Below are 18,099 nucleotides of genomic sequence, written 5' to 3' on the forward strand. Positions count from 1 at the left end.
AGCGAAAACGCCCCCTACGGTCGCCCAGCCCGCCCCTACTTACGGACTTCCCTGCATTGGCCGCGAAACGGGAGATGACCACCACATATGCATGGTCAACCGCAAAACGGTCGTTTACCATCTCTGCCCAGGAAGGGGGGCTTATATGCGATCTATCCGGCGGCCGGCACGCCAGGCGCGCCAGCCGATGGCCCCAACGACCAGGGCGAGGATCAGATTGACCGCGATCAGGATGCCGTGCACCACATAGAAGCCCGTGGGATGGCCGTCGGCGAGGTTGAAGCCGAGGTTGATCCACTCGAAGACCATGAAGGCGGCCAGGACCAGCAGGAACCCGGAGACGCGTCGTGTCATCTTCACCACCTCCATGGTACCGCCGCGGTCAGGAGGTATCGCATCCGCGATCTTTGTCGTGTCTTGCCCCACACGAAAAGCGACAAAGCTACGCTGACTTCTCTATGGGGATGAAGCACGTAACTGCAGTCAGCGCGATCGCGCTCGCCGGGGGACTCACGCTGGTGGCCCCCGGACACGCGCGTGCCGCGTCCGACGACACCACACCGATCGGCGGGGCGCTGCTGGGCCAGCGCGGTGTGGTCGTGGATCCCGCCGCCAAGGCGCTGCCCAAGACCGAGTCGTCCGCCTTCGTGATCGCCGACGCCGACACCGGCCAGGTACTGGCCGCCAAGGACGCCCACGGGCGGTATCTTCCCGCCAGCACGCTGAAGATCCTGACGGCCGTCGCCCTCATCCCCCGGCTGAACAAGAACGAGACGATCAAACCGAGCGCCGAGGCCTGCAACGTCGAGGGAAGCGCCGTCGGGCTCACGCAGAACCGGATCTACAAGGTCGACGACCTGTTCCGCGCACTGATGATGGTCTCCGGCAACGACGCGGCCGTGGCGCTCGCCGAGACCAACGGCGGGCTCAAGCGGACCCTGGCCGACATGAACGCCGAGGCCAGGCGGCTCCAGGCCCGCGACACCGTGGCCAAGACGCCGAACGGCCTGGACCAGCCGGGCCAGAGCAGCTCCGCCTACGACCTCGCGCTCATCGCCCGGGCCGGGCTGGCCAACCCCGACTTCCGCGAGTACGTCAGCACCAAGGTGGCCAAATTCCCCGCGCCCGGGGGCGAGCACTACGAGATGGCCAACCACAACAGGCTGCTGGGCCGCTACCCGGGCATGATCGGCGTCAAGAACGGCTGGACGACCAAGGCGCTGGGCAGCTTCGTCGGGGCCGCCAAGCGGGACGGGCACACGATCATCGTCTCGGTCATGCGCCACGAAGGCTCGTTCTGGGAAGAGGTCAAGGACCTGCTCGACTGGGGGTTCGCGGCCCGGGGCCAGGTGGCGCCGGTCGGCGCGCTCGTCGGCCCGGTCCCCAAGGTCAAGCCGACCAGGCCCGTGGGCGGCCCTCCCGCGGCGGCTCCCGCGGCGACAGGCGGGCCCGCCGCCGCGGCCGAGGACTCGCCCCTGGTCGGCGCCGGGGCCCTGGTGGTGGCCGTGGGCCTGCTCGGAGGCGCCGCCTGGGTCGTGTACGGCGTCCGCCGGCGCACCCGCGCCCAGCGCGACGACCAGCCCGACCTGTAGCCGTTCGCACGGCTGGGCCAGGCCCGGCTAGTTGTACTCGCTGGTGGGGATGGGCGTGGGCTCGGGCGGAGGGGCTCCGTCGGCGGTGACCGTCCACGCCCCCACGTACAGCACCCAGCGGGCCGAGAGGTTGAGCCAGATGAGCAGGCCGACCACCACGGAGAAGACCCCGTAGATCGGGTTGCCGACCGTGTGGGAGAGCAGCAGCGTCGCGACCTGCTTGAGCACGCCGAAGCCGACGGCGCCGAGCAGCGCGCCCCTGAGGACGATCGTGAACGGCTGGCTCACCTTGGCCAGCCAGCCGAGGATGACGATGAACACCAGCATGTCGGCGCCGATGCCGATCAGCACTCCGGCGGCCGGCACCAGTGCGGCGGCGACGATCGAGTCGTCCAGCCTCAGCCAGCCGAGGACCGTGCCCGTGGCCTGGACGGTGAAGCCGCTCACCAGCACCGAGATCACCAGTGTCAGCCCGATCAGGACCAGCGCCACCAGGTCGCGCAGCTTGCCGAGGAACCAGTTCATCGGCGGCTCGCAGCTCACGCAGATCTCGTGGAGCGCGTCCCGCAACGCGTCGACGGCGCCGAGCCCGGCGTAGAGCAGGCCCGCGAGGCCGATGAGGCCGGCGCTCCTGCGGGCCTCGGCGAGCTCCCGGACGTGCAGGTCTTTGGCCAGCCCGGGAAGTTGCTGGTTGACCGCCTTCTCAAGGGTCGTCAGCACATCGGGGTTGAACGCGAGGAAATAGCCGAACACCGCGAACGCCAGCGCCATCAACGGGAAGAACGACAGGAACGCGAAGTAGGTCACGGCGCCCGCCAGCCGGTCGCCCCGCAGGCTCTGGTAGCGGTGGACGGTGCGGATCAGGTGGTCGGCCCACGGCCAGCGGACCCGGTAGTACTCGGTCCTGGCCCTGCCCCACCCCTTGATGACCTCGACCCACCGGAGGATCGAGGCCCACACGCTTCCCATCCTGTCCACCTACCCACCAGTCGTACGGTATGCGGACGGTGATGGCCGGCCTGAGACGCGCCCCGGGTCAGCTCTTCGGCAGGAACCCGATGTGGTCGCGGACGGCCTCCATCGTCTGCCGCGCGATGGCCGCCGCGCGCTGCCCGCCGACCGCCAGCAGCCGGTCGAGCTCGGTCTCGTCGGCCAGGAGCTTCTCGGTGCGTTCGCGGATCGGCGCGAACGCGTCCACGACCGCCTCGGCGACGTCCTTCTTGAACGCGCCGTATCCGAGGCCGGCGTAGCGTGCCTCCAGCTCGGGGACCGGGACGCCGGTGACCGCCGACTGGATGCGCAGCAGGTTGGTGACCCCGGGCTTGTTCTCGGGGTCGGCGACGACCTCCGAGCCGGTGTCGGTCACCGCGCGCATGACCTTCTTGCGCAGCGGCCCCGGCTGCTCCAGCACCTCCAGCAGGCCCTGAGGGCTGGAGGACGACTTGGACATCTTCGCGAGGGGATCCTGGAGGTCGCCGATCTTCTCGACCTCCTTGGGGATGTACGGGTTGGGCACGGTGAAGGTCTGGCCGTACCTGCTGTTGAAGCGCTGGGCGAGGTCGCGGGTGAGCTCCAGGTGCTGCTTCTGGTCGGCGCCCACGGGGACCTGGTCGGCCTGGTACATCAGGATGTCGGCCGCCTGGAGGATCGGGTAGGTGAACAGCCCCACACCGGCCGAGCTCTCGCCGAACTTCGCCGCCTTGTCCTTGAACTGGGTCATGCGGGCGGCCTCGCCCATGCCCGTGTTGCAGATCAGGATCCAGGCCAGCTCGCTGTGCTCGCGGATGTGGCTCTGCACGAACAGCGTGCTGCGCTCGGGGTCGAGGCCGGCGGCGAACAGCTGGGCGGCGGAGACGCGCGTGCGACGGCGCAGCTCGGAAGGCGAGGGGTTCACCGTGAGCGCGTGCAGGTCGGCGATGAAGTAGAACGCGTCGTGCGTCTCCTGCATGTCGACCCACTGGCGGACGGCGCCAAGGTAGTTGCCGAGGTGGAACGACTCGGCGGTGGGCTGGATGCCGGAGAGAACACGAGGTCTGGCCATAGCACACAATTGTGTCAGCACTCAGGGGCGGACTGCGACCGCATTGCCCTGCGCGAAGCGGCGGCTCGTCAAGCTCGGCCGGCGTCCGAATCGGGCTGGTCGCCGGAGACCAGTAAGGACTGCGGCTCAGGGAAGATTTTTCTGATGACCCGGACGCGGGCGATGCGGCGGCCGTCCATCTCGGTGACGATCAGCGTGCAGCGGGGGCGTTCGACCCGCTCTCCGGTCTCGGGGAGGTGGCCGAGTGCCGCCATGACGTAGCCGCCGAGCGTCTCGTACGGCCCTACTTCGAGCTGGATGCCGGTCTCCGCGGCGAAGTCGTCGAGGTTGACCAGCCCTTCGATCTCGATCTCCCCCGCGACCAGGCGCACGGCCTGCCCGTCGGCGTCGTACTCGTCACGGATGTCGCCGGTGAGCTGCTCGACCAGGTCTTCCATGGTGACGATGCCGGCCGTGCCCCCGTACTCGTCCACGACGATGGCGAGGTGCTGGCCGTCGTCGCGCATCTCGGTGAGCGTGGGGAGCACCCGTTTGGTCGCGGGCAGCAGCTTGACGGGTCTGATGGGCACCAGCTCGCTGATCGGCTCGATGCGTCCGGTGAGCACCGGGTCGAGCAGGTCGCGTACGTGGACGAATCCCACTATGTCGTCGTAAGAGTCACGGAACACCGGGAACCTCGAGTGCGGCATGGCCGCGGCCAGGATCGCCGCCTCGGCGAGGGGCGTGTCGACGGCCATGAACTCGACCTCGGTGCGGGGCAGCATCACCTCCCGGAGATGGCGCTTGCCCGCCGTGAACACCTCGTCGATCAGGTCACGCTCGTCCTTGGTCAGCTCCTGGTGTCCGACGACCATGTCGCGCAGTTCCTCGGTCGTCATCTCGGCGCGGTCGGCCTCGGGATTGCCGCCGAGGAGCCGCACCACGCCGTCGGTCGACTTGGACAGCACCCAGATCACCGGCCGCGAGAGCGCGGCCAGCCGATCGAGGACCGGGGCGAACAGCAGCGAGAACCCTTCGGCGCGCTGCCTGGCGAGGCGCTTCGGCGCCAGCTCCCCCAGCACCAGCGTGACGTAGGAGATGGCCAGGGTCACCACGACGAGGGACACCGGCCGGATGACTCCGGCGGGCAGCCCGGTTCTGACCAGGAGCGGCTCAAGCTGCCCCGCCAGGGTGTCGGCTCCGACGGCCGCCGACAGCACGGTCGCCACGGTCACCCCGATCTGCACGGCCGACAGGAAGCGGTTGGGGTCGCGGGCCAGCTTGGCCACGCGCGCACCCCGCCGGCCCTCATCGGCCAGCTTGCGGACCTGGCTCTCGCGCAGGGAGACCATGGCCATCTCGGCTGCCGCGAAGAACCCGCCGATCAGGACGAAGACCAACACGAGGAGGATGTTCGCCGCGACGTTCTGCACGTCGATCGATGTCCGTTCGCAAGAGGCTCACATGATGATCTGGTCAGCGTACCGGCTGTGCTTCATGCGGCGGTTACCGAGAGGCGCGTAAGCTAGGCACTGGTCCTACAAAATCGAACACGAACCAACAAGGTCGAACAGAGAGGCGGGCACAGTGAAGCTGCTGGTAACGGGGGGCGCGGGCTACATCGGAAGCGCCGTGGCCGCGCAGCTGGTCGAGACAGGGCACGAGGTCACCGTTCTGGACGACCTCTCCACCGGTCACGCGGACGCGGTCCCGCTGGGGGCCGCCTTCGTCGAGGGCTCCATCACCGAGGCGGCGGGAGTTCTGGAGCGGGGTTTCGACGGCGTGCTGCACTTCGCCGCGCGCTCGCTCGTCGGTGAGTCGGTGGAGAAGCCCGGGCTCTACTGGGCCGGCAACCTCGGCGGCACGCTGGCGCTGCTCGAGGCGATGCGGGTGAACGGCGTGCGGCGCATCGTGTTCTCCTCGACCGCGGCGACGTACGGCGAGCCGGAGAGCACCCCGATCCTGGAGACCGACCCGACGCGCCCCACCAATCCGTACGGAGCCTCCAAGCTGGCGGTCGACACCACCCTTACGGCCTTCGCCGGTCTGCACGGCCTCGGAGCGGTGAGCCTGCGCTACTTCAACGTGGCCGGCGCCTACACCGCTGCCGACGGGCGCGTCTACGGAGAGCGTCACGCCGTGGAGACCCACCTCATCCCGAACGTCCTGGCGGTCGCCCTCGGCAGGCGCGAGTCGGTGAACGTCTTCGGCACCGACTACCCCACGCCCGACGGCACCTGCGTCCGCGACTACATCCACGTCGCCGACCTCGCGCGTGCCCACCTGCTGGCGCTCGACGCCTGCGCGACGGGCACCCACAAGATCTACAACTTGGGCAGCGGCACGGGCTTCTCGGTGCAGCAGGTCATCTCGGTCTGCCGGGAGGTCACCGGCCATCCGATCCCCGCCGTGGTCGGCGGGCGCCGGTCGGGCGATCCCGCGGTGCTGGTGGCCTCCTCCGAGCGGATCCAGCGCGAGCTGGGCTGGAAGGCCGAGCGCGCCGGCCTGCACGACATCGTCGCCGACGCCTGGTCCGCGCTCACCCGCTGACGAGGGCGCCGGGATCCGTGTGGCCCGGCCGTGGAACGGGCCGCACGGACCAACCGATGAGAAATAAAATCACGTTCTGCGAAAGAGGCATCTCGCTCAGTCATCTGTGGTGAGATCTCATACGTGATGAAACTTGCAAGTTTTTCACCATTTACGCTGAAGGTGGTGCTCGCCGGGCTCATCGTTTTCTGCGCCGTTCTGGCCGTGGCCGGTGCGGTGTTCGCCACCACGGTGCCGGGCGGCGAGCCCTCCGGCCCCACCTGTACGGCACGCCCCCGGTAGCCGCCGGGGTCCCGGACGGGCAGGGGTGTCCAGCGGCTAACCGTGGCGCAGGGAGACACGCATGCGGGCCTGGTTGTTGGCCGGGCGGCGATCTCCGACGCGCGTCGAGTACACCGTGGCCTTGGTGCCCACCTCACGCGTCGCGTGGCGGGGCATGCGGAAGACGAGGCTGAGCGTCCCGCGCGCCCCTGACGCTATGGGCTCGAGCAAACAGCCCACGTGCCGGTCGTGCGCGGCGCACCGGGCCCCTCGGGCGGACAGGAACCGCGCCCCGGTCTCGGTGAAGGAGACCCGCGGGTCGTGCACCAGCCTCGGCCCGCTGTTGCGCACCGCGGCCTTGACCGTGAAACGCTGGCCCGGCTTCGCGCTTCGCATGGCGGGCGAGAGCCGTACGGCGAGGTCGGCGCCCTCGTCCACCTGGGTCACCACTTCGGCGTGGTTGTCGGTCTCGTCGCCGTCGACCACCTCGGAGGTGAGGCCGGCGGACGCGTGGAGCGGGCCACGAGCGCCCGTGCGGACCATGCCGATGACCGTCACCGCACCCGTCTCCCCCGGCGCGATGTCCACCTGCGAGGGACAGACCACCTCGCTCTTGGACGTCCCGGGATGGCAGCTCGCGACGTTCACCGTGGCGATGTCCACCTCGTCCGGCACCTTGATCGTGAGGACCGGCAGCACCGCGTCACCGGGCCCGGAGTTGCGCACCTTCACCTCGTACGTCAGCCACTGGCCCGGCTGCGCGACCTTGGGCGAGGCGGCCACCCGCACCGACAGGTCCGCCCCTCCCCACAACCTGGGCGAGTGCCCGGACGACGCGCTCACCACCGCGGGAGCACCCCCGACGACGACCAAGACGAGACCGGCGGCGGTTCCCGCCGAGAACAGACCCATTGACGTGCGACCCCCATGCGTTCGAGATCATTTAACGCCGTGAGGGTCGTGACGTGGCCGCTCGACACGCGCCATCCGATGCAGGCGAATCCCAGCGAAGGGCAAAGGTTCCGCACCGCGTCCCGCCTGGCTACTCGGCGACCGCCGGAGCCGCACGGGTCCCGAGGCCGGGGACGGCGCGGCCGGGGAGGAAGATCAGCGCCACGACCGCGATGACCGCCCCCACCACGGCGAGCCAGGGGATGACGGTGGCCGCCGCCGCGGCGTGCGCCTCGGTCAGGGGGACCCGGGCCGCGGCCTGGTCGCGTACGACGGTGGTGTAGGTGGTACCGGCGACCGCCAGCGCCACCGAACCACCGATCTGGCGGAAGAACGTGAGGTTCGCGCTGGCCGTGCCGATGTAGCTGGGCGGAACCGAGTACTGGATGGCCACCGTCAGCCCCGAGAGCATCGGGCCGATGCCGAGCCCCATGAGCGCCATCCAGGCCACCAGGGACCAGGTGGGGGTGTCCACGGCCAGGCCCGAGCAGAGCAGTGCCCCGGCGGCGATCAGGAACGGCGCCGCGACCAGCCACGGCTTGTACCGCAGTGTCCGGCTGATCAGCAGACCCGTGAGCATGCTGCCGGCCACCATGCCGAGCATGAGCGGGTAGATGTGCAGCCCGGAAGAGGTGGCGCTCTGGCCCTGTGCCTGCTGGAAGTAACGCGGCAGGAAGACGGCCCCCGCGAACAGGCAGGCCGCGGTGAAGAACGAGGCGAGGTTGACGATCGTGTAGGTGCGGTTGCGGAACAGGTGCAGCGGGATGATCGGCTGTTCGGCGCGCAGTTCCACCAGAACGAACGCCACGAGCAGCACGGCCGCCGCGATCAACGGGCCGATGACGGGCGGGCTCGTCCAGGTGTGGCCGTCCAGGCCCTTCTCGGTCAGGCCGACGAGCAGGGCGCTGATTCCCACGGTGAACACGGCGATGCCGAGGTAGTCCGGCCTGGCCCTCCCGGTGCCGGGCACGCGGGGCAGGCGCAGCACGATGATCGCCAGCAGGACCACGCCGATCGGGATGTTGACGAAGAACGCCCACCGCCAGCTGGCGTGGTCGGTGAAGAACCCCCCGAGGAACGGCCCGGCGATGTAGCTGCCGGCCATCACGGCGCCGATCGCGCCCTGCACCCTGCCGCTCTTGTCGGGGGGGAACAGGTCGGCGACCAGGGCGAGTGACAGCGGCAGGAGCGCGCCCGCGCCGAGCCCCTGCACGCCGCGGAAGGCGATGAGCTGGCCCATGTTCTGGGCGAGCCCGCACAGCACCGACCCCAGCAGGAAGACCGTGATGCCGATGAGCAGCAACGGCTTGCGGCCGTAGGCGTCCGACAGCCGGCCGTACAACGGGACCGTGACCGTCGAGGTCAGCAGGTACGCGGTCACGACCCACGTGTAGAGCCCCGCGCCGCCGAACTCGGCGGTGATCCGGGGTAACGCGGTGCCGACGATCGTCTGGTCGAGCATCGCGAGGAACATTCCCCCGAGCACGCCGAACAGCAGAAGGCCGTTCCCTCGCGTCTGGCGTTCCACGCTCGCCGGAACCGTGGTCGTCGCCGCCATCTCTCGTCCTCCCGCCTTGGGCCAGCGCCGGTGACCCGTCCTTGTGCGAGTACGGTCGTGTCTGGCTGAACATGTAGAAGGTGACATGTCTAGGCAGACATGTCAATCCTTAGCTACGATGGCGGCATGTCGTTGCGGATCGCCCTGTTGGGCCTGCTGTCCTTCTCCGGACCGGCCAGCGGATACGACCTGACCAAGAAGTTCGAGACGTCGATCAACCACGTCTGGCAGGCAGGGCACAGCCAGATCTACCCCGAGCTTGCCAAGATGGCGGCCGACGGCCTGATCACCGTCGAGGCCGAGGGCGCCCGGGGCCGCAAGATCTACACGATCACGCGCGAGGGCCGCGACGAGCTGCGCCACTGGCTGACCGAACACACACCCCCGGGCCCCGTACGCAGCGAGGGCGCGCTGCAGGCCTTCCTGCTGCCGATCCTCGACCCGCCGGAGGCGCTCGCCGTCCTGCGCAGGACCACCGAGGCCGTGGAGGCCAAGCTGGAGCACCTGCAGGGCCTGCGCGCGGTCAAGGGCTCGCAGGCCGCAGGCCGCGAAGAGCACAAGCTCGGCGGCTACGCCCTCGACCTCGGCATCAGGCACGCTTTGACGACGCTCGCCTGGGCCAGGGACACCGCCGCCGCCATCGACCCCGACGCCGATCCCGGCCAGGGCGAACCCGCCTAGGGGCTCAGCCGCAGCTCACCGGTGCGGGCCTCACCGTCTCGGGGTCGAAGTCGACCTTCGAGAAATACTTGTCCAGCAGCGCCCTGATGGTGCCGTCGGCGTACATCTCGGCGATGGCCGCCCGCACCGCCGTGCACGCCCTGACGTCACCCTTCCTGACCGCCACGGCGTACCGCTCGGTGGTCAGCTTGGCGCCGAGCACCTTGTAGCGGATGTTCTCACGGTTCGCGAACCCGGCCAGGAGCAGGTCGTCGCCGGGAACGGCGTCGACCACCCCCTGGTGCAGCATGTTCATGCAGTCCGCGTAGGTGCCCGCGGAGACGAGCTGGACCTCGACGGCGTCCTGCACGATGCCCGTCGACACGCTCGCGCCCGGGGCGCACATCTTGTGCCCCCTCAGATCGCCGACCTTGTCGAAGGGGTCGCCGTCGCGCACGAGCACGTCCACATGAGCCGTGTAGTACGGCCCCGCGAACGTGACCTGGTCCTTGTCGTTGATCGAATAGGTGGCGATCACAAGGTCGGCCTTACCGGACCTCAGCTGGGCCGCCCGCTCGGCCATGCTGGTCGCCTTGAAGGTGACGCCGCTGGAGGGGACGCCGAGCTGCTTGGCGATGTAGGTGCCGACCTCCACCTCGAACCCGTGCCACTCCTGCCCGTTGCTGAGGGCGAGTCCCGGCAGCAGGTTGCGCATGGCGATGGTCAGCTTGCGCGTGGCGGCGGCCTTGTCGACGACCGAGGCGAACGTCGCCGGTGGCGGCGTGGTGGTGCTGGGTGCGCCGGCCTGGACCGTGGTGGCCGGGGTGCCGGAAGGACGACCCCAGACGTCGGGTGCCCACTGCCTGACGGCGAGGGCCCCGCCGCCCGCGATCGTCAGCACCGCGATCGCCGCCGCGACCCATCTGCCCCTACGCGATCGGCGGCGCGGCTCTTGGCCGCCCGATCCGCTCGTCGGCGCCGCCGGTTCGCGGGTGCCGCTCCGCATCGTCCACGCCGACCCCGTGGTCTCCCGGCCCGCCAGCTCCGCGCCCTCGCTGAGCACGGCGGTGGACGCGCCGGTCTCCTCGGCGTGGCCGAGCAGGCGCAGCAGGATCTGGTCGGCGGAGGGCCGGGCGTCCGGCGACTTGTTCAGGCAGGAACGCACCACTCTTCGCAGCGGCTCGGGCAGGCCGCTCACGTCGGCCTCGTGGTTGAGTACCCGATTCAGGACCACCGCGATCGAGTTGCCGCCGAAGGGCACCGATCCGGTGGCGGCGAAGACGACCGTCGAGCCCCACGCGAACACGTCGGCGGCCGGCCCCACCTCGCCTCCGGAGATCTGCTCCGGGGCCATGTAGGCGGGCGTGCCCACGGCCCTGCTGGTGATGGTGCCGGTCGAGTCGAGGATGCGCGCGATGCCGAAGTCGACCACCCGCGGTCCGTCCGCGGCCATCAGCACGTTGTCGGGCTTGAAGTCGCGGTGCACGATGCCGGCGTGGTGGATCGCGGTCAGCGCCGTGGCGGTGCCGATGGCGAGGCGCTCCAGCGCGCTGCCCGACAGCGGGCCGTTGACCTCGATGGTCTCGCGCAGCGACCGGCCCTCGATGTACTCACTGGCGATGTACGGCGTGTCGCCGTCGAGGTCGGCGGCGATCACCCGGGCCGTGCAGAAGGAGGCCACCCGCTCTGCGGCCCTCAGCTCCCTGGCGAAGCGCGACCGCGCGGTCAGGTCACCGGTGAACTTGACGTGCAGCAACTTGACCGCGACACGTTCTCCGGCGTCGTTCTGACCGAGGTAGACGACTCCCTGACCACCCTCCCCGACGCGCCCGGCGAGTCTGAAGGGGCCCAGCTGGTGGGGATCCCCCCGTCCGAGCGGCCCGAGCTCCGGCATTCCTGTCCCCGTGATTCCTCAAGTGTCGACCATGAGAACTTTACGGCCCCTTGGGGGCCGGACCGGGATCCGAGACCACGCCGTAACGACTTTTAAATGAGATCGGACGGCCAAGCCGCGCCGGGGCCTGAGCGATCTTCGATCGCCGCCGGGGCACGATCGACCTGCCCAGAGATGGCCCGGGACAAGAATCGGCCCCTGCCCGCGGAGTCACCGCAGGTAGGGGCCGAGACGTCGGTTACGCCGCCATCTTCTTCTTCAGGTTCTCGTCCAGGGCCGCCAGGAAGTCCTGGGTGGTCAGCCACTTGGCGTCGCCGCCGACGATGAGGGCGAGGTCCTTGGTCATCTGACCGCTCTCGACGGTCTCGATGCAGACCTGCTCCAGCGTCTCCGCGAACGCGGTCACCTCGGGCTGGCCGTCGAGCTTGCCGCGGTGGGCGAGGCCCCGGGTCCACGCGAAGATCGAGGCGATCGGGTTGGTGGAGGTCGGGTTGCCCTTCTGGTGCTCGCGGAAGTGACGCGTGACCGTGCCGTGCGCGGCCTCCGCCTCGACCGTGCGGCCGTCGGGCGACATGAGCACCGAGGTCATCAGACCGAGCGAGCCGAAGCCCTGGGCGACCGTGTCGGACTGCACGTCACCGTCGTAGTTCTTGCACGCCCAGACGTAGCCGCCCTCCCACTTCATCGAGGCGGCGACCATGTCGTCGATGAGCCGGTGCTCGTAGGTGATGCCCGCCGCCTCGAAGTCGGCCTTGAACTCGCTCTCGAAGACCTCGGCGAAGATGTCCTTGAAGCGGCCGTCGTAGGTCTTGAGGATCGTGTTCTTGGTCGACAGGTAGACCGGGTAGTTGCGGTCCAGGCCGTACCGCATGGAGGCGCGCGCGAAGTCGCGGATCGACTCGTCCAGGTTGTACATCGCCATGGCGACGCCGCCACCGGGGAAGTCGTAGACGTCGATCTCGACGGGCTCGGTGCCGTCCTTCGGGGTGAAGGTCAGGGTCAGCGTGCCCTCGCCCGGCACCTTGATGTCGGTGGCGCGGTACTGGTCGCCGAAGGCGTGACGGCCGATCACGATCGGCTTGGTCCACCCCGGGACGAGCCTCGGCACGTTCGCCATGATGATCGGCTCGCGGAAGATGACACCACCGAGGATGTTGCGGATGGTCCCGTTCGGGGACTTCCACATCTTCTTGAGACCGAACTCCTCCACGCGGGCCTCGTCGGGGGTGATGGTGGCGCACTTGACCCCGACGCCGTGCTCCTTGATGGCGTTGGCGGCGTCGATCGTCACCTGGTCATCGGTCGCGTCACGGTTCTCGATCCCCAGGTCGTAGTACTTGAGGTCGACGTCGAGGTAGGGCAGGATCAGCTGGTCCTTGATGAACTTCCAGATGATCCGGGTCATCTCGTCGCCGTCGAGTTCGACGACGGGACCCGCTACCTTGATCTTGGGCATTCTTGGGGTTCCCCTTCTTGCAACTTCATACGACTAGGCTGACCAAACGGTCATTTCCTAACGCAATGGCGGGGTGAGGCTACCGGACCGGGCATGACCGGTTACTGCCTACCCGTGATCCACTGCACGGCGACGCTGAGGGCGACCACGGTAAGAACACCACCGAGGACTCCGTAGGTGACGGCATCGGTGCGCCTGCTTCGCACCGCGAGCAGGCTCTCTCTGTCGTCGGGAGCGATCAACCGCAGCACGGCGCCGAAGAGCACCGAGAAGGCCACGACCAATGAGCCCGCCCAGGCGGGCAGGCCCATCGCGATCGCTCCGAGACCGAACGTCGCACCCGCCAGGATCAGCAGGTACGACGCCCAGGCCTTACCGTTCGTCAATCGGTGTCCACTTCTGGTCGCGCTCCCCGATGTACTCGCTGTCCGGGCGGATGAGCCGGTTGTCAGCGTGCTGCTCGATCACATGAGCGGTCCAGCCGGACATCCTGCTGATCGAGAAGACCGGGGTGAACAGGTCCGTCGGGATATCGAGATAGTGGTAGACCGTCGCGGCGTAGAAGTCCACATTCGGGTACAGACCCTTCTCCGCGAAGACGACCTCCTCCATCTCCTTGGACATCCGATAGTAGGTGGCGTCCCCGCTTGCCTCCGCCAACTCCTGCGACATCTTGCGCAGGTGAGTCGCGCGGGGGTCCTCGGTCTTGTAGACCCGGTGGCCGAAGCCCATGATCTTCTCGCCGTCCGCGAGCTTCTGCCGTACGGCCTGTGCCACGCCACCGGAGGGGATGCTCTCGAGGGTCCGCATCACCTGCTCGTTCGCGCCGCCGTGCAGGGGGCCCTTGAGCGTGCCGATCGCGGCCACGATCGCCGAGTGCATGTCCGACAGCGTCGCCGCGCACACGCGGGCCGCGAAGGTCGAGGCGTTCATGGTGTGGTCGGCGTGGAGCACGAGGCACTCGTCGAAGATGTCGACTTCTCGCTGCTCGGGCACCCGGCCGGTGATCTGCATCAGGTAGTTGGCCGCGATGCTGAGGGACGGATCGGGTTCCCGCACGGTGACGCCCCTGCGCGCCGCGTGGTAGCGCGCGACGAGGATGGGCTGCTGGGCGGTCAGGCGTGCGGCCTTGCGGCAGTTGGCGTCGGACTCGTTGGAGTCCTTGTCCGCGTCCTCGGCCCCGGCGAGGGAGACCAGGCTCCGCAGCGCCTCCATGGGGGCCTGTTTCTCCGCGATTTCTGCGATGTTGGCCTCGACGAGGGCGCCGAGGGTCCGGCCACGGACCAGTTCGGCTCCGTAGTCGGCCAGCTGCTGACGCGTGGGGAGCGTGCCGTGCTGGAGCAGGTGCGCTGTCTCTTCGAAGCTCGTGCGGCCGGCCAGATCGTGGATGTCGTAGCCGCGGTAGAAGAGGCGACCGGCTTTGCCATCGATGTCGCTCAGCGCTGTGGACGCGGCGACGACATCGGCGAGGCCTTTGGTGGGGTTGTCCGCCATGTGTTGTTTCCTCCGCTTATCTTCGTCCGAAGTCTACCTGTGAGCAGGTAAAACCGGCCGAGGAGGTCCAGACCAATTTCTGCAGTGATTCTCGTTATGGCAAAGGAGATTCCCCAACCCCTCGTTTGGGTAAGCCGGAGCTGTAGCGGAAGTAACGGCGGGCTACCTGGGGAGGAACTGCCGTGGAGGGGCCGTTCATACGCGTCGAGGACACCGGTGAGGTCGTCCCGTTGCGCCCCGAGATCACGACGATCGGCCGAGGCCGAGGCGTCGACGTCAGGCTGGCTGATCCGAGCGTGTCACGTCTGCACGCCGAGTTCATCCGCCGAGGACCCTACCTGTATGTCGTTGACTTGGGCTTGTCCCGCAACGGCACCCGGGTGAACGGCAGGCCGATCGCCCGGAGGGTGCTGGACGACGGCGACGTCGTCTCCTTCGGAGCGGCTCGCTGTCGGGTCGGCGGGGTACCAAGGGAGGATTTCGCGCCGGAAGTCGAGCTGCGCCGTGCCGCGGCACCCGAGCTGACCAGGCGGGAGGTCGACGTGCTGACCTCTTTGTGCAGGCCGGCGCTGTCCGATGAGGCGTTCGTCGCCCCCGCGACGGCGCGCGAGATCGCCGACGATCTGGTGGTGACCGAGGCGGCCGTCAAGCAACACCTGCTGCGGCTCTACCAGAAGTTCCGCATCCCGGAGGGCATCAACCGGCGCACGAGGCTGGCGAACGAGGTCGTCGCCCTCGGCCTGGTCCGCCCGACACCGGTGGTCCCCCCGCAGCGCACCTCCGGCCCCGGTGAGTCACCACCGCAGACGGCCAACCGCCGCGCCTCGTAGGCGCGGGTCACCGCCCGTAGGCACCGCCGTTTCCTCGGTGCCCGGGCCGCCCACCACACGCATGGCTCCGCGACGGCGCGGGGCCATGCGTGGTGTACAGGCCTCTTGAGCCTGGCAGCGACCCGGCGCAGACCCCCCTATCGGCAGGTTCAGGGGTACCGCAGGCCCGCGAAGGCACTTTGAAAGATGTCTCTAGGGATATCGCGGTGTGACTCTCATAGGGCACAGCAACCGTAACGCGACGGGGTCTTGTAGCGACGTTCCCTCACGCTGCTGTGCGCTTCGCTTCAGATCCAACCATCGCCTCCCACACACTGGTAGAGAGCTGGTCGCTGAGATGAAGAGTAACGCCACTGCGGGTAGCGGAACCTTACTCCCGGAACGTGAACCGGCGAGGCCCGCACGGACATTGAAACGGGTGCCGGACACGAGCCTGCGCGACCAGCTCGGCGGGGTCTTCTCCATGCGCAGCGACCAGGTCGCCTTCCTGTCACGGATGATCGACACGCACGGCGACATCGTGAAGATCCGGGTACTCGGCATCAAAATGATCATGCTGAACAACCCGGACTTCTTCGAGCGCGTCCTGGTCAGGAACCACGAGAACTACGACAAGAACACCTTTCTGTTCCGCGCCGTGGAACCGATCCTCCGGGGCGGGCTCATCGGCAACGTGGGCGGGGAGCCGTGGCGGCGCCAGCGGCGGATCATGCAACCGTCGTTCCATCGTCCCAAGGTCGCCGGGTTCGCCGAGAACATGACGGACGAGACCTCGCGGATGCTGCGGCGCTGGGACAGGGAATACGAGTCCGGAGACGTCGTCAACGTCAGCACCGAGCTCGGGCAGCTCGCGATGCGGATCGTCTTCCGCTCGCTGTTCGGCGCGGACGTCGGCTCGCGGGGTGACGCCATCGAGGAGATGTTCCTGGAGGCCAACCAGATCGTGGGCGCCTTCTTCCGGTTCCCCTTCCCCCCGCTGAGCTGGCCGACCCGGCCCCATCGCCGGCTCAACTGGATCATCAGGACGATGGACGGCTTCGTCTCCGACGTGATCCGCAAGCGCGTCGCCAGCGAGGAGGACCATGGCGACCTGCTCACCGCGCTGATGAACGCGGTGGACGAGGAGACCGGCACCGGCATGACCCCGCTGCAGCTCCACCGCGAGGTGCTGAACATCATCATCGGCGGGTACGAGACGACGAGCAACTCGGTCGCATGGCTGATCTACCTCATCGGCCAGCATCCCGAGGTGCAGGCACGGCTGCACGCCGAGGTCGACAGCGTGCTCGGCGGACGGGTACCCACCTTCGACGACGTGCCGCGGCTGCAGTACACCAGGATGATCGTCGACGAGACCCTGCGGCTGTACACCCCGGCCTGGCAGACCATGCGCCGGGCCATCGAGGAAGACGAGATGGGCGGCTACCGCATCCCGGCCCAGTCGGACATCTACCTCAACATGTTCACCCTGCACCGGCACCCGGACTTCTGGCCCTCTCCCCACACCTTCGACCCCGAACGCTTCACGCCCGAGCAGATCGCCAATCGCCCCCGCCACGCCTACATCCCGTTCGCCAGCGGCCCCCGCAACTGCATCGGGAAGCACTTCGCGCTGACCGAGCTCACCCTGATCCTCGCGATGATCGCGCAGGCGTACCGGGTGGAGATCCCGGACGACCGCCGGTCGGTGGAGATCGAGCCGCTCATCACGATGCACCCGAAGGGCGGCATACACACGCGGATGGCACGGCGATGATCACGGCTCTTCCTTCCACCGTCCGGGACGCCGTGCCGGCGGACGCCACCGTCGACCGCTGTCTCGACGAGCTTCTGCCCGCCGCCTTCGACGTCTTCCCGCCGTCGGTCAACCCGCACGTGGAGGCGGCCCGGGCGCATCTTGCGCGGTGGGTCGAGGAGCACCGGCTGGTACGCAAGGAGGGGGCACGGCGGCGCTTCGCCCACGCGGACTTCGCCTGGTTCGCCGCGGTCACCTATCCCACCACGGACGAAGAAGGCCTCTGCCTGATCGCCGACTGGTTCGCCTGGCTGTTCCTCCTCGACGACCAGTTCGACGACGGCACGGTCGGGCGCGACCCGGAGCGCGTCAAGGACCTGATGGCCCAGATGGCGGCGGTGCTCGTCGACCACGGCGCTCCTCCTCCCGGCAGTCGCCCGGCCATCGTCGCGGCACTGGACGACCTGTGGCGGCGGACGACGCCGCGCTCCACGTCGGCGTGGCGGCACCGCTTCGTAGGCCACATCGCCGAGGGCGGGCTGGCCGCGTTCTGGGAAGCGGAGAACCGGGTCGGCGGGGTGGTCCCCGACGAGGCGTCCTACATCGTCAGGCGCAGGCACACCGGCGCCATCTACGTCTGCATGGATCTCATCGAGATCGCCGAACGGGCCGAGGTCCCGGCGCGCGTCTACGACGACGCCGCCTACCAGGACGCCCTGCGATCGGCATGCGACGTGGTGTGCTGGACCAACGACGTGTACTCCCTGGAGAAGGAGCTGTCGGTCGGCGAGTACCACAACCTCGTCGCGGTGGTCGAGCACGGCCACGGCCTCACCCGCGAGGAATCGATCCGCCATGTCGTGACGGCGATCGCCACGGAGATCGATCGCTTCCTGGGAGAAGAGGGCCGGGCCCTCACCGCCTTCGCCGGCGACGCCGATACGGCGGGCAACTTCGCGGGGATGCGTTCGTGGATGCGCGGCAACCTCGACTGGTCCGCGCAGACCAAGCGCTACCGCCCCGAATCCCGGACGGCGGCGAACAGGCCCATGGACTACCTCGACGCGGTCGCGGAGGCGTGAGGTGATGACCGCGTCG

17 protein-coding genes are annotated in these 18,099 nt (G+C 68.7%); 7 read left to right on the forward strand and 10 right to left on the reverse strand.

The window, feature by feature from the left end; all coding sequences use genetic code 11:
* Window positions 1-141: 141 nt before the first annotated feature.
* The gene (locus ABD810_RS36620; RefSeq protein ID WP_344951922.1) at window positions 142-354 is read right to left on the reverse strand and encodes an SCO4848 family membrane protein; all 213 of its coding nucleotides are present in this window, start codon (window positions 352-354) and stop codon (window positions 142-144) included.
* Between the two features lie 110 nt (window positions 355-464).
* Here ABD810_RS36620 and ABD810_RS36625 point away from each other — a divergent pair, with 110 nt between their 5' ends.
* Entirely contained in the window at window positions 465-1,592 is a 1,128-nt protein-coding gene (locus tag ABD810_RS36625; protein ID WP_344951925.1) for a D-alanyl-D-alanine carboxypeptidase family protein, read from the forward strand.
* Between the two features lie 27 nt (window positions 1,593-1,619).
* Here the strand turns inward: ABD810_RS36625 and ABD810_RS36630 are convergent, their stop codons facing one another.
* From ABD810_RS36630 to ABD810_RS36640, 3 genes are all read right to left on the reverse strand, one after another.
* The gene (locus tag ABD810_RS36630; RefSeq protein WP_344951928.1) at window positions 1,620-2,561 is read right to left on the reverse strand and encodes a YihY/virulence factor BrkB family protein; all 942 of its coding nucleotides are present in this window, start codon (window positions 2,559-2,561) and stop codon (window positions 1,620-1,622) included.
* A 67-nt stretch (window positions 2,562-2,628) separates the two neighbouring features.
* Window positions 2,629-3,633, reverse strand: coding sequence for a tryptophan--tRNA ligase (gene trpS / locus ABD810_RS36635; RefSeq protein WP_344951932.1), 1,005 nt, complete (start codon window positions 3,631-3,633; stop codon window positions 2,629-2,631).
* 68 nt (window positions 3,634-3,701) lie between these two features.
* Complete coding sequence (locus tag ABD810_RS36640; protein ID WP_344951935.1) at window positions 3,702-5,045, reverse strand: hemolysin family protein; 1,344 nt, start codon at window positions 5,043-5,045, stop codon at window positions 3,702-3,704.
* Between the two features lie 154 nt (window positions 5,046-5,199).
* On the opposite strand from ABD810_RS36640, the gene galE reads away from it, so the two are divergent.
* On the forward strand, window positions 5,200-6,162 hold the full coding sequence (gene galE / locus ABD810_RS36645) for a UDP-glucose 4-epimerase GalE (protein WP_344951938.1): 963 nt from the start codon (window positions 5,200-5,202) through the stop codon (window positions 6,160-6,162).
* 126 nt (window positions 6,163-6,288) lie between these two features.
* Window positions 6,289-6,444 carry a hypothetical protein gene (locus tag ABD810_RS36650; protein ID WP_344951941.1) on the forward strand — a complete coding sequence of 52 codons (156 nt, stop codon included), beginning with the start codon at window positions 6,289-6,291 and terminating at the stop codon, window positions 6,442-6,444.
* Window positions 6,445-6,480: 36 nt separating this feature from the next.
* Here the strand turns inward: ABD810_RS36650 and ABD810_RS36655 are convergent, their stop codons facing one another.
* On the reverse strand, window positions 6,481-7,335 hold the full coding sequence (locus tag ABD810_RS36655) for a hypothetical protein (RefSeq protein ID WP_344951944.1): 855 nt from the start codon (window positions 7,333-7,335) through the stop codon (window positions 6,481-6,483).
* A 130-nt stretch (window positions 7,336-7,465) separates the two neighbouring features.
* The gene (locus tag ABD810_RS36660) at window positions 7,466-8,932 is read right to left on the reverse strand and encodes an MDR family MFS transporter (RefSeq protein ID WP_344951947.1); all 1,467 of its coding nucleotides are present in this window, start codon (window positions 8,930-8,932) and stop codon (window positions 7,466-7,468) included.
* 126 nt (window positions 8,933-9,058) lie between these two features.
* Between ABD810_RS36660 and ABD810_RS36665 the strand changes: the two genes are divergently transcribed.
* Window positions 9,059-9,613, forward strand: a complete 555-nt coding sequence (locus ABD810_RS36665) for a PadR family transcriptional regulator (RefSeq protein WP_344951950.1) — start codon at window positions 9,059-9,061, stop codon at window positions 9,611-9,613.
* A 4-nt stretch (window positions 9,614-9,617) separates the two neighbouring features.
* On the opposite strand, the gene ABD810_RS36670 is transcribed toward ABD810_RS36665, so the two are convergent.
* The 4 genes from ABD810_RS36670 to ABD810_RS36685 form a co-directional block, all read right to left on the reverse strand.
* Window positions 9,618-11,486: a serine/threonine-protein kinase gene (locus ABD810_RS36670; RefSeq protein ID WP_344951953.1), complete on the reverse strand. Its 1,869-nt coding sequence runs from the start codon at window positions 11,484-11,486 to the stop codon at window positions 9,618-9,620.
* A gap of 238 nt (window positions 11,487-11,724) precedes the next feature.
* On the reverse strand, window positions 11,725-12,942 hold the full coding sequence (locus ABD810_RS36675) for an NADP-dependent isocitrate dehydrogenase (RefSeq protein WP_344951956.1): 1,218 nt from the start codon (window positions 12,940-12,942) through the stop codon (window positions 11,725-11,727).
* 101 nt (window positions 12,943-13,043) lie between these two features.
* Entirely contained in the window at window positions 13,044-13,328 is a 285-nt protein-coding gene (locus ABD810_RS36680) for a DUF3017 domain-containing protein (RefSeq protein WP_344951959.1), read from the reverse strand.
* Window positions 13,315-14,436 (reverse strand): citrate/2-methylcitrate synthase, encoded by a 1,122-nt coding sequence (locus ABD810_RS36685; protein ID WP_344951962.1) that lies wholly within the window; start codon window positions 14,434-14,436, stop codon window positions 13,315-13,317. The genes ABD810_RS36680 and ABD810_RS36685 overlap by 14 nt, the downstream gene beginning before the upstream one ends.
* Window positions 14,437-14,618: 182 nt before the next feature.
* On the opposite strand from ABD810_RS36685, the gene ABD810_RS36690 reads away from it, so the two are divergent.
* The 3 genes from ABD810_RS36690 (at window position 14,619) to ABD810_RS36700 (ending at window position 18,083) form a co-directional block, all read left to right on the forward strand.
* Window positions 14,619-15,266 carry an FHA domain-containing protein gene (locus tag ABD810_RS36690; RefSeq protein ID WP_344951966.1) on the forward strand — a complete coding sequence of 216 codons (648 nt, stop codon included), beginning with the start codon at window positions 14,619-14,621 and terminating at the stop codon, window positions 15,264-15,266.
* Between the two features lie 418 nt (window positions 15,267-15,684).
* A complete protein-coding gene (locus tag ABD810_RS36695) occupies window positions 15,685-17,022 on the forward strand; it encodes a cytochrome P450 (RefSeq protein WP_344951969.1) in 1,338 nt (445 codons plus the stop codon).
* The gene (locus tag ABD810_RS36700) at window positions 17,019-18,083 is read left to right on the forward strand and encodes a terpene synthase family protein (protein WP_344951972.1); all 1,065 of its coding nucleotides are present in this window, start codon (window positions 17,019-17,021) and stop codon (window positions 18,081-18,083) included. The genes ABD810_RS36695 and ABD810_RS36700 overlap by 4 nt, the downstream gene beginning before the upstream one ends.
* The last annotated feature ends 16 nt before the right edge of the window (window positions 18,084-18,099 follow it).

This window comes from Sphaerisporangium flaviroseum, assembly GCF_039537005.1.
Taxonomy (GTDB): Bacteria; Actinomycetota; Actinomycetes; order Streptosporangiales; family Streptosporangiaceae; genus Sphaerisporangium; species Sphaerisporangium flaviroseum.

Coding starts and splice junctions, on each gene's coding strand:
- ABD810_RS36660 (WP_344951947.1), bottom strand. CDS start 8,932: ATGGCGGCGACGACCACGGTTCCGGCGAGCGTGGAACGCCAGACGCGA.
- ABD810_RS36700 (WP_344951972.1), top strand. CDS start 17,019: ATGATCACGGCTCTTCCTTCCACCGTCCGGGACGCCGTGCCGGCGGAC.
- ABD810_RS36675 (WP_344951956.1), bottom strand. CDS start 12,942: ATGCCCAAGATCAAGGTAGCGGGTCCCGTCGTCGAACTCGACGGCGAC.
- ABD810_RS36650 (WP_344951941.1), top strand. CDS start 6,289: ATGAAACTTGCAAGTTTTTCACCATTTACGCTGAAGGTGGTGCTCGCC.
- trpS (WP_344951932.1), bottom strand. CDS start 3,633: ATGGCCAGACCTCGTGTTCTCTCCGGCATCCAGCCCACCGCCGAGTCG.
- ABD810_RS36620 (WP_344951922.1), bottom strand. CDS start 354: ATGACACGACGCGTCTCCGGGTTCCTGCTGGTCCTGGCCGCCTTCATG.
- ABD810_RS36670 (WP_344951953.1), bottom strand. CDS start 11,486: ATGCCGGAGCTCGGGCCGCTCGGACGGGGGGATCCCCACCAGCTGGGC.
- ABD810_RS36665 (WP_344951950.1), top strand. CDS start 9,059: ATGTCGTTGCGGATCGCCCTGTTGGGCCTGCTGTCCTTCTCCGGACCG.
- ABD810_RS36625 (WP_344951925.1), top strand. CDS start 465: ATGAAGCACGTAACTGCAGTCAGCGCGATCGCGCTCGCCGGGGGACTC.
- ABD810_RS36655 (WP_344951944.1), bottom strand. CDS start 7,335: ATGGGTCTGTTCTCGGCGGGAACCGCCGCCGGTCTCGTCTTGGTCGTC.
- ABD810_RS36630 (WP_344951928.1), bottom strand. CDS start 2,561: ATGGGAAGCGTGTGGGCCTCGATCCTCCGGTGGGTCGAGGTCATCAAG.
- ABD810_RS36685 (WP_344951962.1), bottom strand. CDS start 14,436: ATGGCGGACAACCCCACCAAAGGCCTCGCCGATGTCGTCGCCGCGTCC.